12 protein-coding genes are annotated in these 12,590 nt (G+C 44.4%); 10 read left to right on the forward strand and 2 right to left on the reverse strand.

The genetic code is table 11. The features are described from left to right. Positions 1 to 5 precede the first annotated feature (5 nt). On the reverse strand, positions 6 to 2,465 hold the full coding sequence (gene plsB / locus Q7657_RS09320) for a glycerol-3-phosphate 1-O-acyltransferase PlsB (RefSeq protein ID WP_498827385.1): 2,460 nt from the start codon (positions 2,463 to 2,465) through the stop codon (positions 6 to 8). A gap of 352 nt (positions 2,466 to 2,817) precedes the next feature. On the opposite strand from plsB, the gene lexA reads away from it, so the two are divergent. The 6 genes from lexA (at position 2,818) to Q7657_RS09350 (ending at position 8,965) form a co-directional block, all read left to right on the forward strand. After that, positions 2,818 to 3,438 (forward strand): transcriptional repressor LexA, encoded by a 621-nt coding sequence (gene lexA, locus Q7657_RS09325; protein ID WP_008988213.1) that lies wholly within the window; start codon positions 2,818 to 2,820, stop codon positions 3,436 to 3,438. Positions 3,439 to 3,579: 141 nt separating this feature from the next. Continuing rightward, the gene (locus Q7657_RS09330; protein WP_107166732.1) at positions 3,580 to 4,377 is read left to right on the forward strand and encodes a class I SAM-dependent methyltransferase; all 798 of its coding nucleotides are present in this window, start codon (positions 3,580 to 3,582) and stop codon (positions 4,375 to 4,377) included. Between the two features lie 353 nt (positions 4,378 to 4,730). After that, positions 4,731 to 5,873 carry a cytochrome c oxidase subunit II gene (gene coxB / locus Q7657_RS09335; RefSeq protein WP_107166731.1) on the forward strand — a complete coding sequence of 381 codons (1,143 nt, stop codon included), beginning with the start codon at positions 4,731 to 4,733 and terminating at the stop codon, positions 5,871 to 5,873. A gap of 11 nt (positions 5,874 to 5,884) precedes the next feature. Further along, complete coding sequence (ctaD, locus tag Q7657_RS09340) at positions 5,885 to 7,507, forward strand: cytochrome c oxidase subunit I (RefSeq protein ID WP_053987428.1); 1,623 nt, start codon at positions 5,885 to 5,887, stop codon at positions 7,505 to 7,507. 8 nt (positions 7,508 to 7,515) lie between these two features. Further along, positions 7,516 to 8,085: a cytochrome c oxidase assembly protein gene (locus tag Q7657_RS09345; protein WP_107166730.1), complete on the forward strand. Its 570-nt coding sequence runs from the start codon at positions 7,516 to 7,518 to the stop codon at positions 8,083 to 8,085. After that, positions 8,069 to 8,965 (forward strand): cytochrome c oxidase subunit 3, encoded by an 897-nt coding sequence (locus Q7657_RS09350; protein WP_053987429.1) that lies wholly within the window; start codon positions 8,069 to 8,071, stop codon positions 8,963 to 8,965. The genes Q7657_RS09345 and Q7657_RS09350 overlap by 17 nt, the downstream gene beginning before the upstream one ends. 6 nt (positions 8,966 to 8,971) lie before the next feature. Here Q7657_RS09350 and Q7657_RS09355 read toward each other — a convergent pair whose 3' ends face one another. Further along, positions 8,972 to 9,178 (reverse strand): DUF2909 domain-containing protein, encoded by a 207-nt coding sequence (locus Q7657_RS09355; RefSeq protein WP_053987430.1) that lies wholly within the window; start codon positions 9,176 to 9,178, stop codon positions 8,972 to 8,974. Positions 9,179 to 9,265: 87 nt separating this feature from the next. Between Q7657_RS09355 and Q7657_RS09360 the strand changes: the two genes are divergently transcribed. The 4 genes from Q7657_RS09360 to cyoE are packed head-to-tail and all read left to right on the forward strand — an operon-like array spanning position 9,266 to position 12,495. After that, positions 9,266 to 9,946 (forward strand): SURF1 family protein, encoded by a 681-nt coding sequence (locus Q7657_RS09360; protein ID WP_107166729.1) that lies wholly within the window; start codon positions 9,266 to 9,268, stop codon positions 9,944 to 9,946. Continuing rightward, positions 9,946 to 10,485 carry a redox-active disulfide-containing membrane protein gene (locus Q7657_RS09365; RefSeq protein ID WP_107166728.1) on the forward strand — a complete coding sequence of 180 codons (540 nt, stop codon included), beginning with the start codon at positions 9,946 to 9,948 and terminating at the stop codon, positions 10,483 to 10,485. Before Q7657_RS09360 ends, Q7657_RS09365 begins: the two co-directional genes overlap by 1 nt. Before the next feature lie 26 nt (positions 10,486 to 10,511). Beyond that, a complete protein-coding gene (locus Q7657_RS09370) occupies positions 10,512 to 11,585 on the forward strand; it encodes a COX15/CtaA family protein (RefSeq protein WP_107166727.1) in 1,074 nt (357 codons plus the stop codon). After that, positions 11,578 to 12,495 (forward strand): heme o synthase, encoded by a 918-nt coding sequence (gene cyoE / locus Q7657_RS09375; RefSeq protein ID WP_107166726.1) that lies wholly within the window; start codon positions 11,578 to 11,580, stop codon positions 12,493 to 12,495. Before Q7657_RS09370 ends, cyoE begins: the two co-directional genes overlap by 8 nt. Positions 12,496 to 12,590: the final 95 nt, after the last annotated feature.

Consider the following 12,590-nt stretch of genomic DNA (forward strand, 5'->3'; position numbering starts at 1 on the left):
GTTAATTACGCTTGTGTCTCTGCTGTTAGTTCTTCTTCTTTACCGTCATCTGGCTGCATTACCGCTTGAATGGTGAGGTTCACTTCTGGTGATACTAGCGATGTAAGAAGATTTGCCAGATTCTCAACCGGGCGAGAGACTGCGTGACATTCACTGTTCAAGTAGCCTTCACTGCGTAATGTTTTCACTAAGCTACTGAATACACCTTTGTCGAAGAACTCAGGCGCATTAATACCGTGTAGACGGCTTAGACGCTGTGCTAATACTTGGCTGTGTTGCTCTAAGTCATCTTTCGCCATTTCAGGCTCTGCGCGCAGTAGCGTTAAAGTGATCGCATAGCGTTGCAGGGTTTCTGAAATCGTACGTGCAAGTAGCTGTAATGAGCGAATACGGGTGCTATTGATTGAGATATTAATGCCATCGTTAAGAAGTAGACGCTGACGTACTAGCTCATCAATGATCTTATCAATTTCAGTATTCAGTTGCTCTTCATCAAAACGTAAGAATAACTCTGCTTTCAAGAATGGGTAGAGTAACTCTACCTGCTCATGGATCTCATCGTTCGTCAGGCTTTGCTGCTGTACGACGATGTGGGCAATCAATGATGGCAACGCAAACAAGTGAATGATGTTATTGCGGTAGTAGGTCATCAAAATCGATTGCTGACGATCAAGCGAGATAATATCGCCTAACTTATCACGCTCTACCACGAATTTATCCATCGCAATGGCGTGATCAACCATTTGCTCAGCACTTTCTTTGGGGGTCGTACATTCGCTTGAGTATGGCGTATTACGCAGTAGCTCAAGGTAGCATTCGATCTGCTGCTCTAGTACTTCACGACTTAATGCACGTTGGCGAGATGAGAGCAACGCAAGGGCGCAAAGTGTCATGGCGTTAGTGGCTGCCGCATCGTTAATATGCGTCATCATTTTAACGGCTAGGTCATTAACCACAGGGTTTAACCATGTCGGCTTTTGTGGCTCGATAGGGTTAATCTCTTTGTGCCACTCTGGTACGTTATCGTTGAGGTATTGGTTAAGTGGAATTGGCTCACCAAAGTTCACGTAACCTTCGCCTAAATTGCGTAATTTACGTAAAGTTCGTAGCACTTGGCCGGCATTTTCTTTTTCTTTGCGCTTACCTTGTAGCTCTTTGGCATAGGTACCTACTTCCATTACATGCTCATAACCGATGTACACAGGCACAAGCGTAACCGGGCGGTTAAGGCCACGTAGCATCGCTTGAATCGTCATTGAAAGCATACCTGTTTTGGCAGGAAGCAGACGACCTGTACGAGAGCGACCACCTTCACTGAAGTACTCAACGGAATAACCTTTAGTAAATAGCTCTGATAAGTATTCACGGAATACTGTTGAGTACAGGCGATCACCACGGAAGCTACGACGAATAAAGAATGCACCACCACGGCGGAAAATAGGGCCTGCAGGGAAGAAGTTTAAGTTAATACCTGCGGCAATGTGCGGTGGCACTAAACCTTCGTTATATAGCACGTAAGAAAGCAGCAGGTAGTCCATGTGGCTACGGTGACAAGGCACATATACGATTTCATGACCATCTTGTGCTAAGCGACGTACGCGTTGCGCCCCTTTGATGTTTAAGCCTTGGTATAGCTTAGTCCATAACCAACGTAGGAAACGTTCACCGTTTTTGATCAATGGGTATGAGAAATCCGCAGCAATTTCTTCCATCATACCAATGGCTTCTTTGCGTACTTTCTCGACTGGTACTTGGCGGCTGATCGCTTCTTCTTGTACGACTTTATCAATCGCTTTTGATTCAAGTAAGCGTTTGAATAGCTGTTGACGATCAGGTAAACGAGGACCTGATGCCGCAATTTGTTGGCGAGAGAAATGGATCTTAGCTACACGTGCTAATTTCTGCGCGATAGCATCATCAGTACCGTGATGATCGGCCATGTAACGCAGTGATACCGGCGTGCTTAAGCGAATTAAGCAGTCACGACCATGGCTGAGAATTGCCCAGAATTTTGCTGGACCATTAAGCGGACGTAATGCTGGTTTGCGCTTGGATTCTTTTCCTGGTGCGCGTCCCCATAAGATAGAAGCAGGAATAAGCTGAATATTTAACTCAGGATCTTGTTTGTGTTGCTCAAGTAACTCAGTAAAGAGTTCGATTGACTCTTGAGGCAGCGCACTCGTTGAGCCAAACACACTTGGACCTTCAGCAACAAAGACAAAACGTGGAAAACTTTGACCGTTAATTTCTAGCTTAGATAGCGGATCAGGCAAACCTAGTGCCTTAGCGCTATTGCGTAGCGTTAACAAGTCGGTGTTTGAACAGTACGGTAAGATGTAGACGATAGGTCGTTCTAAATCTAACTCCAAATCCGCCACGGGATCAGAGGGAATAGTTGCAGGTTTTACAAGGATAGAAAGTGGCAACTTTAATAACTGTTGATAAAATTTCTGCCAACGTGACATATTTATAACGAGCCTCAGAATCTTAATGCGCCGCAAGGATAGCAGAAAATGCTTGATTTCATGCTGCTAAAATACGGCAGATAACATTTAAATTATCATTATTTATGGTCTTTTATGGTCTATTTTTTGCCAATTTTCGGTGCAAAAAACAATCTGGCACGACCAGTGCGTCAAATCTAATTGATTATGCTTGAATTATTATTTTTTGCGATAGTGTTGAGATAATTTAGTTCGGCAAAGTTAAATTGCTTTGAATAACTGATCAAATTGGTGTTTTCGTAAACAATTGCCTTTTAATGTGGGGTAACACTGGATATACTCACAGTGAACTGTATAAAAAGACAGGTGACTCATGAAGCCGTTGACATTACGCCAACAACAAGTCTTTGATTTGATCAAAGCAAAGATAGATGAAACAGGTATGCCACCAACACGTGCCGAAATTGCACGTGAATTGGGTTTTCGCTCAGCGAATGCGGCAGAAGAACATTTAAAAGCGTTAGCACGTAAAGAAGTTCTGGAAATTATTCCGGGTGCATCACGTGGTATTCGCCTATTGGTAACAGAGGAAGAGCCAGAAGAGCAAGGGCTGCCATTGATTGGTCGTGTTGCCGCTGGTGAGCCGATTTTAGCGCAAGAGCATGTTGAAGCGCATTACGAAGTCGATCCTATGTTATTTAAACCTCGTGCTGATTTTTTACTGCGTGTAAATGGCATGAGTATGAAGAACATCGGTATTATGGATGGCGATTTATTAGCTGTGCATAAAACCCAAGATGTGCATAACGGTCAGGTTGTGGTTGCTCGTGTTGACGACGACGTGACAGTAAAGCGTCTTGATAAAAAAGGCTCAAAAGTCTTACTTCATGCGGAAAACGAAGAGTTTTCACCAATTGAAGTTGATTTAGAACATCAAAGCTTAACCATTGAAGGTATTGCCGTTGGCGTGATCCGCAACGCCGATTGGATGTGATGGGTTAAGAACGACGGATTGAGTGAAACAGAAAAGCGTGGCGCAAGCTGCGCTTTTTTATTATCTAAAAACCGCGAAGGTAACTTTGCAAATCTAACTGATAACTATTATCATCTGATTAATTGTAAGGAGAGGATGATAATGACGAAAGTAGATCGCTACATAATACCTGCTGATTTGCTTCAACCGCTATGGTATCGCAGCCGTGAAAGCTTAGCCGATGATGGATTGATTTATGATCCTGTGGCGGCTGCAGCGTGTCGTCAGTGTTATCTCGTGCCTGATTGTGTCAATCAAGACGTTCCTCAACGTCAATTATTGCATGCCACATTGACTCTGCAATGTGATCATCAAGTTCGACATTTTCTTACTCGTCATCCCCAAGGATTAATCATCAATGTAGGTGCAGGGCTAGATACCCGATTTTACCGTCTTGATAACGGACGTTGCCGTTGGTTTGAGTTAGATACTGATGAAAACCTGTTGTGGCGAGAAAAACTATTTCATCGCAGCGATCGCTACACCTTAAAAACTGGCTCAGCGTTAGAGTTTGATTGGCTAAAGCGACTGCCTAAAATGACTAATGTACCCATGATGCTATTGTGCGATCACGCTTTATTAAATTGTAATTCGCAGCAGTTAGCGGCATTTTTACAAAAAATAGGCTGTCGTTTTAGCAATATCGAGATATGTATCGTCGTTGCAGGCGATCTTTGCCATAGTCCGCTAGCGAAAAAAATGGGCTGTAGTGAATATCAACATGGTTACCGTGATCCCGCTCAGCAGGTGCTAAATTGGCTACCTTGGGCGGAATTAGTTCGTTGTTATAGTCCGTTAGATACGACCTGTCCTCGCTGGCGTGTTTGGCAGCGTTGGCTCGCAAAAATGCCGAGTATGAAATACCGTCTAACCCCTGTACTTGTTCATTTGAAACTATAAAAACACTAAAAAAACAGCTGTTATTACTGCTTGTTATCCATTCTTAAGCGGATCTATAGATATTAAAAAAACGTGTGTTGATGGGGTTGTTTGTATCTATATTTCAATGTGTTATCTACTTTTTTGTTAGTTGTTTTTTTGACGTTGATTCTTTGCGTTATTTACAAATCCTGCCTACGTTAAATATATCGAGACATTTTTATGTGTTGGTATGTGCTATTTGAAAATGCTTCAAATCATAAAAATAAAGCCACACCTGATGGCAAAGAGAAATAACTAGATTAGCCGAAGCATCTGAGCCACATAGAAATCGTTCATTTTTGTATATTTGAATGACAGGGGAGGTCAGGGCGATGATTCGTTCATTGATCGCAGGAAGTGCGGGTGTATTTTTCTCACTGCCTTTGATGGCAGAAACCATGCAACTGAACATGACACCGGGTGTGACGGCGGTAAGTCAGGAAGTTTATGGTCTTCATATGACCATTCTCTATATCTGTATCGCTATTGGTGTCGTGGTGTTCGGTGCGATGTTTTGGGCAATTTTCCATCACCGAAAATCCAAAGGGGCAAAACCTGCTTCGTTTCATGAAAGTACTAAAGTCGAAATTATCTGGACGGTGATCCCTTTCATTATTCTCATTGCAATGGCGGTACCTGCCACTAAGACCTTAATCGCAATGGAAGATACCACTAAATCTGATGTCACCATTTTGGTTACTGGCTCGCAATGGAAATGGCATTACAGCTATTTCGATCAAGACGTTGAATATTATTCCCACCTTGCCACCAGTGCTGAGCAGATCAGTAACCAGCGTCAAAAGCGTGATAACTACTTACTTGAAGTGGATTACCCGTTAGTCCTTCCTGTCGGACAAAAAGTAAGATTTCTTATTACCTCGCAAGATGTGATCCATTCATGGTGGGTACCTGCGTTCGCGGTGAAAAAAGATGCTAATCCCGGCTTTATCAATGAAGCGTGGACTCGGATAGATGAGCCCGGAATTTATCGTGGTCAGTGTGCCGAATTGTGCGGAAAAGATCATGGCTTTATGCCGATTGTGGTGATTGCTAAACCGCAAGCCGAATATGAGGAATGGCTACAACAAACGAAGATCACCCAACGTAAAGCTAAGGAAGAAGAGCAACGGCTACTGGATATGGAAATGACCATGGATGAGTTAATGAGTTTAGGTGAGAAAACCTATACCGCTCGTTGCGCTATGTGTCATCAAGCCAATGGTCAAGGTATTCCGGGGGCATTCCCTGCATTAGCTGGAGAGGGGGTATCGGTCGATCCAAAACGTAAGTTAGAGCATATCAGTGTTGTGGTACATGGCAAAAATGGTACCGCAATGCAGGCGTTTGGACCTCAGCTGAGTTTGAAAGAGCTCGCAGCTGTTATCACTTACGAGCGTAATGCGTGGGGTAATGATACTGGTGAAGTGATTCAAGCTGCGGAAGTACAAGCAATTAAAAATGGCCAGCAATTATAAGGAGTAGGAGCATGACGGATATGATGCGACAAGAAGCCGAAATAGATACTGCTGGCCATACAGAAACCGAGCATGAACATCATGAGCATCACCCAGCAAAGGGCTTAAAACGCTGGCTGTTTACCACTAATCATAAAGACATTGGCACACTGTATCTGTTGTTCAGCTTAACCATGTTCTTTGTTGGTGGCGCAATGGCGATGGTGATCCGTGCTGAATTATTCCAGCCTGGATTACAGCTTGTTGAGCCTAATTTCTTTAATCAAATGACCACTGTACATGGTTTGATCATGGTGTTTGGGGCGGTGATGCCAGCCTTTACTGGGCTTGCGAACTGGATGATCCCAATGATGATTGGAGCGCCTGATATGGCACTGCCAAGGATGAATAACTGGAGCTTTTGGATCTTACCTTTCGCATTTTCTTTATTGTTGGCATCTCTTTTTATGGAAGGAGGCGGTCCTAACTTTGGTTGGACTTTCTACGCGCCGCTTTCAACCACGTATAGCCCAGCCAGTACAGGTTTATTCGTCTTTGCTATTCATATTATGGGGATCAGCTCCATCATGGGGGCGATTAACGTGGTGGTGACCATTGTAAATATGCGCGCACCGGGTATGACGTATATGAAAATGCCACTGTTTGTTTGGACATGGTTGATTACAGCATTTTTATTGATTGCGGTGATGCCAGTACTTGCAGGGGCCGTAACCATGGTACTGACTGATAAATACTTTGGTACCAGCTTTTTTGATGCTGCTGGTGGTGGCGATCCGGTCATGTTCCAGCATATTTTCTGGTTCTTTGGTCACCCTGAAGTCTACATCATGATTTTACCGAGTTTCGGTATCATTTCAGCCATTATCCCTGCATTTTCACGCAAAAAGCTGTTTGGTTATAGCTCAATGGTGTACGCCACTGCATCCATTGCTGGGCTTAGCTTTTTGGTGTGGGCACACCATATGTTTACCACTGGGATGCCGGTCGCTGCTGAGCTGTTTTTCATGTATTGCACCATGTTGATCTCGGTGCCCACCGGGGTAAAAGTCTTTAACTGGGTCGCGACCATGTGGCGAGGCTCGTTAACCTTTGAAGTGCCGATGTTATTTGCACTGGCCTTTATCGTTCTATTCACCATCGGTGGTTTTTCTGGGCTGATGCTGGCGATCACACCTGCGGATTTCCAATACCACGATACCTATTTTGTGGTGGCACATTTCCATTATGTGCTGGTATCGGGAGCGATTTTCTCGATTATGGCAGCTGCCTATTACTGGCTACCTAAATGGACAGGGCATATGTTCGATGAGCGTCTAGCCAAATGGCATTTTTGGTGCTCACTGATTTCGGTCAACATTCTTTTCTTCCCAATGCACTTCTTAGGGCTGGCGGGTATGCCACGCCGTATTCCTGATTATGCGCTGCAATTTGCTGATATTAATGCAGTGGTGAGTATTGGTGGGTTCTTATTTGGCGCATCCCAACTTATTTTCTTAGCAGTATTGTTCAAGTGTATTCGAGGTGGTGAGAAAGCGGCTGCAAAACCTTGGGAAGGGGCTGAAGGGTTGGAGTGGACAGTACCGTCTCCAGCGCCATACCACACCTTCTCGACACCACCCAAGATTGATCCTTAGGAGGCACTATGAGCGAGCCGAAAAAGCGTCGGTCATTGTTAGGACTCATCTTTGCATCTATTGGCATGTTTGGCTTTGCATTTGCATTGGTGCCTCTCTATGACGTGTTTTGCGATATTACTGGGATCAACGGAAAGACAGCGACAACCCCAACAGAAACCAGTGATCGGATTGATACCAGTCGAGAAGTCACAGTGGAATTTGTTGCTTACATCAATCCGGGGGTGAAGTGGCAATTCACCCCACAGGTAAAGCAAATCACAGTGCATCCTGGTGAGACGAAAATCATCAAATATGATGCGAAAAATTTAAATAAAGTCGCGACTATCGGACAAGCTGTGCCTTCGGTAACACCGGGCGTGGCGGCGAAATACTTCAATAAAATCGAATGTTTTTGTTTTAACCATCAGCCTTTAGAGGGTGGTGAAAATGCAGAATTGCCGTTGGTGTTCTATATCGATCCTGACTTGCCGAAAGAGATAGAAACACTGACGTTAGCTTACACCCTGTTTAACGTTGCCATGGATAACCCAACGGCTGAGCAACACAGTGAGGTGGATAATGTCAAAGCCCTATAGTGAAACCGATAACTTACCGCCAACAACGAAATATTATGTGCCCGATGAAAGCGCATGGCCCATAGTAGGGGCAATTGCCTTATTTCTTATAGCTTTAGGTGCTGGTGCGACTGTCGGGGATCTGTTTGGCGGTCAAGGCCCTTGGATCTTACTGGCAGGTGTAGGGCTCATTTTATTTATGCTGATTGGTTGGTTTCGGGATGTGATCCGAGAGTCCATGGGCGGGCTTTATAGTGCACAAATGGATCGCTCGTTTCGTCAAGGGATGAGCTGGTTTATTTTCTCTGAAGTGATGTTCTTCGCGGCTTTCTTTGGTGCGTTATTTTATGCCCGAATGATTGCGGTGCCATGGCTTGGTGGTGCAAGTAATAACGCCATGACCAATGCCGTGTTATGGCCAGACTTTGTTGCTATGTGGCCGTTGCTTAAAACGCCTGATGGTACGGAAACTCAAGCCATGGGACCGATTGGTTTGCCACTGTATAACACCATTTTATTGCTGACATCATCGGTTACTCTACATTTTGCTCATACCGCATTAGAGCAAAATAATCGTCCTCGACTGAAGTTGCTGCTATTGCTTACGGTATTGTTGGGCGCGGTGTTTGTGTACTTACAAGGGGTGGAATATGTCCATGCTTATGAAGACATGAACTTGCGTTTAGATGCGGGGATTTACGGTAATACTTTCTTTATGTTGACGGGATTTCATGGAGTTCACGTCACCTTAGGAGCGATCATCTTATTTATCGTTTGGTGTCGTATTTTAAAAGGACATTTTACCCCTAAACATCATTTTGCATTTCAAGCGGGTGCTTGGTACTGGCACTTTGTTGATGTGGTATGGCTAGGGCTATTTATCTTCGTTTATATCATTTAATGCGAGTTAATATGGGCGAGGATTTGGGGTGATAACACCCGTTAAGAGCGCAATAACAATCAACATAAAAGCAAGCACAGAGAGTCCGATACGCCAACCTAAATAGTGGGACATAGGACGAGAAGATTGACCTTTTAACATGACAGGGAGAGCCTTAAACAGGCTAATGATGATCACCAGTAATAAGCTAATAAGCAGTATTTTTATCAACATAAAACATCCTTTTAAGGTGGGTTTGATAAGAAATTAAACGCTTATTTAAGGATAGCGGTTTCAGCCAATAAGGATGGAGGAAAATCAATGCGAAAAATGGCTTTTGTTGTTTTTACCTTCGTCATTGTCGCTATGTTGGGAAAATTAGGTTTTTGGCAATTAAGCCGAGGGGCTGAAAAACTCAAATTACAGCAACAGGTTGAAGAAACCGCTGAAAGTACGGCTATCTCCGATCTTACGTTATTACCCACAGCACCACTATGGCACAGGGTGTCATTGGTCGGGGTGTTTGATAATAGTCGTCCTATTTTATTGGATAACCAACTCAATAATGGGCGAGTGGGCTATCACCTTTACTTGCCTTTTAGAAGCCAAGAACGTTGGTTATTGGTCAACCTTGGTTGGCTTGCTGCACCTCCGTATCGTGAAATGTTGCCAGTGCTCCCCACTTTTCATGGGGAGCAAACCATTACTGGCATCATTGCTCCAGCCTCATCATTGTTAACACTCAAGCAAGAGGTCGCACCAACACAGTGGCCACTGCGTGTACAAAATATTGAGTTAACTGAACTCGCAACAGTATTAGATCGCCATTTACCGACTTGGGTGATTCAGATCTCAGCAACAAATCCTGTTGCACTTCAGCAAAATTGGCAACCCGTAGTGATGAAAGCAGACAAGCATTATGGCTATGCCATGCAATGGTTTGTGATGGCATTTGCGGTACTTGGGATGGCGGGATGGTGGTTATTAAGGGAGAGCGACTAATGAAAAAATATCAGGTATTGGTGTTATTAGGCGTGATGTTTCTACTGCCTGTGGTGCTGGCGAAAGTCATATTAAATCAAAACTGGTACACCGGAGGGGTGACCAATAGAGGGGAGTTGATAACTCCGCCGATCAGCGCACAGTGGTTAGCAAAACCCGATACGTGGCAGTTGGTTTATTGGTTACCTCAGCTGTGTGATGAAGGATGTGAAGGGGCACTGTTTCACCTACAGCAGATCCCGATAGCGGTGGGGGCCTATCAAGATCGAGTTAAAAGTGTGTTGTTAGTGGCACCACAAAATCAGACTTTACCGACACCGCCATCATTAACTGGTATTGAGCGTTATAACAGCGATGATAGCGAGCTTCATCAATTTGAAAACTCAGAGTATGGCTTTAATGCGGTTTATATTGCCGACCCTAATGGCAATGTGATGATGGCTTATCCATTGGTAACTGAACAACAAGCAATTCTTACGCAAGGTAAAGATATTCTAAAAGATCTAAAAAGACTGCTAAAAGTCTCGAAGATTGGCTAACTAACAAGATATGACGGGGAATGATTATGCATAAAGCGCAAAAAGATAAACCGTTTTATTTCTTAGTTTCTGGTGCCTTTATTCTGTCATTGTTGGTCGTCGGGCTAGGCGCTTATACCCGATTAACCGACGCTGGATTAGGTTGTCCTGATTGGCCTGGGTGCTACGGTTTTATGTCTGTGCCACAAACGCAAGCTGAGTTACAAACTGCGCAGGCGGCTTTTCCTGAGACCCCAGTTGAACCAACTAAAGCATGGAATGAGATGATCCATCGCTACATTGCAGGAAGTCTTGGTTTATTGATCCTTGCTATAGCGGTAATGGCGTGGTGTCGAAAAGGTCGCCCGAAACTCTTGCCTAGCCTGTTATTGATGGTGGTGTGCTTTCAAGCGCTGTTAGGGATGTGGACGGTTACTATGCAACTAATGCCAGTGGTGGTGATGGGGCATTTGCTCGGCGGATTTACGACGGTGTCGCTACTGTGGCTTCTAAGGCTGCGTATTCAACCTAAGCCTTTATTTTACCACCATGGCTTAACCCTCAATTTATCGCTATCGGCTAAGTATTTAACTAGCTTAAGAACATTAGCTATTGCTGCATTATTCATCGTGATCGGGCAAATCGCTTTAGGAGGATGGACCGCCGCCAACTATGCGGCTGTGGTTTGTACTCAATTACCGATTTGTGAGGGCGATTGGCAAGGGAATTTCCAAGCCAGTGCGTTTGAATTGATCCAGCCACCGCACAGCAGTTATGAATACGGGGTATTGGATTATGCGCAGCGAGTGTCTATTCATGTTGCGCATCGTATCGGAGCGATGATTGCGACAGCCGTCGTCTTGATGTTAGTGGTATTACTTTGGTTTAAGCCACCATTGCGACGTTATAGTTTATGGCTCATCGCTTTTCTATCGCTACAAGTGACATTAGGTGTCACCAATGTGGTGGCTAGTTTACCGTTATCGGTCGCAGTGACACATAACCTGGTTGGATTGCTATTACTGATAGCGTTAGTAACGACCTGCTATCGCCTTGTTTGCGATTGTCGTTGCTCGTTAGAAATGAAGTATTTTGCATCGGAGGGCAGTACTCATGGCTAAATCAGAACTCCTTCATACTCGTCGAGCCCGAACACCAGCAGTTGCACTGTGGCGTGATTATCTCACCATGACTAAACCTAAAGTGGTGGCGATGTTACTGCTCACGGCATTAGTGGGAATGTGTCTTGCTGTACAAGGTATTCCACCTGCGGATGCGGTGATTTTGGGGCTTGCCGGGATCGGCTTACAGTCAGCGGCAGCGGCTGCGTTTAACCATGTATTAGATCGCCGTTTTGATGCTCAAATGGCACGTACCTATCATCGACCATTGGCGAAAGGACGGATTGAAACATGGAAAGCCGTGGTTTTTGCGACCAGTTTAATGCTAATCGGCTTTGCTTTATTGCTGATGCTTAACGCTTTAACGGCGTGGCTGACAATGGCAAGTTTAGTCGGTTATGCACTGATTTATACTGTGTGGTTAAAACATGCAACGCCACAAAACATCGTGATTGGTGGCTTAGCAGGAGCAGCACCGCCACTGTTGGGCTGGACTGCGGTGACGGGGCAGCTCGATCCTCATGCATTTCTCTTAGTGATGTTAGTCTTTGCGTGGACGCCTCCGCATTTTTGGGCATTAGCGATCCATCGTCGTGATGACTACGCTAAAGCGGGCATTCCAATGCTGCCTGTTACCCATGGTATCGAATACACCAAAACCATGGTGTTGCTCTATACCCTGATCTTATTTGCGGTTGGACTGCTACCTTGGTTAACCAGTATGAGTGGTTGGCTGTATTTAGTCGGTAGTAGCGTACTCAACCTTGGCTTTATTGCTTATGCATTGAAGCTAAAATTTGCTGATAGTGAAGGCCATGCTTGGGCAACCTTTAAATATTCTATCTGGCACTTACTTGCTTTGTTTGTGGTGCTATTAGCTGATCATTGGTTATTACCTTTATATGGTTAATGCATCTTAGTCATAGCTCTTTAGTTTTTAAAAACATAAGGCTGTTGCCGCCTCTATCATCTGGTTAAACTATCACGCTGTTTAACCCGTTTTAT

This window comes from Candidatus Photobacterium acropomis (genome assembly GCF_030685555.1).
GTDB classification, from domain to species: domain Bacteria; phylum Pseudomonadota; class Gammaproteobacteria; order Enterobacterales; family Vibrionaceae; genus Photobacterium; species Photobacterium lucens.

Coding starts and splice junctions, on each gene's coding strand:
- plsB (WP_498827385.1), bottom strand. CDS start 2,465: ATGTCACGTTGGCAGAAATTTTATCAACAGTTATTAAAGTTGCCACTT.
- lexA (WP_008988213.1), top strand. CDS start 2,818: ATGAAGCCGTTGACATTACGCCAACAACAAGTCTTTGATTTGATCAAA.
- Q7657_RS09330 (WP_107166732.1), top strand. CDS start 3,580: ATGACGAAAGTAGATCGCTACATAATACCTGCTGATTTGCTTCAACCG.
- coxB (WP_107166731.1), top strand. CDS start 4,731: ATGATTCGTTCATTGATCGCAGGAAGTGCGGGTGTATTTTTCTCACTG.
- ctaD (WP_053987428.1), top strand. CDS start 5,885: ATGACGGATATGATGCGACAAGAAGCCGAAATAGATACTGCTGGCCAT.
- Q7657_RS09345 (WP_107166730.1), top strand. CDS start 7,516: ATGAGCGAGCCGAAAAAGCGTCGGTCATTGTTAGGACTCATCTTTGCA.
- Q7657_RS09350 (WP_053987429.1), top strand. CDS start 8,069: ATGTCAAAGCCCTATAGTGAAACCGATAACTTACCGCCAACAACGAAA.
- Q7657_RS09355 (WP_053987430.1), bottom strand. CDS start 9,178: ATGTTGATAAAAATACTGCTTATTAGCTTATTACTGGTGATCATCATT.
- Q7657_RS09360 (WP_107166729.1), top strand. CDS start 9,266: ATGCGAAAAATGGCTTTTGTTGTTTTTACCTTCGTCATTGTCGCTATG.
- Q7657_RS09365 (WP_107166728.1), top strand. CDS start 9,946: ATGAAAAAATATCAGGTATTGGTGTTATTAGGCGTGATGTTTCTACTG.
- Q7657_RS09370 (WP_107166727.1), top strand. CDS start 10,512: ATGCATAAAGCGCAAAAAGATAAACCGTTTTATTTCTTAGTTTCTGGT.
- cyoE (WP_107166726.1), top strand. CDS start 11,578: ATGGCTAAATCAGAACTCCTTCATACTCGTCGAGCCCGAACACCAGCA.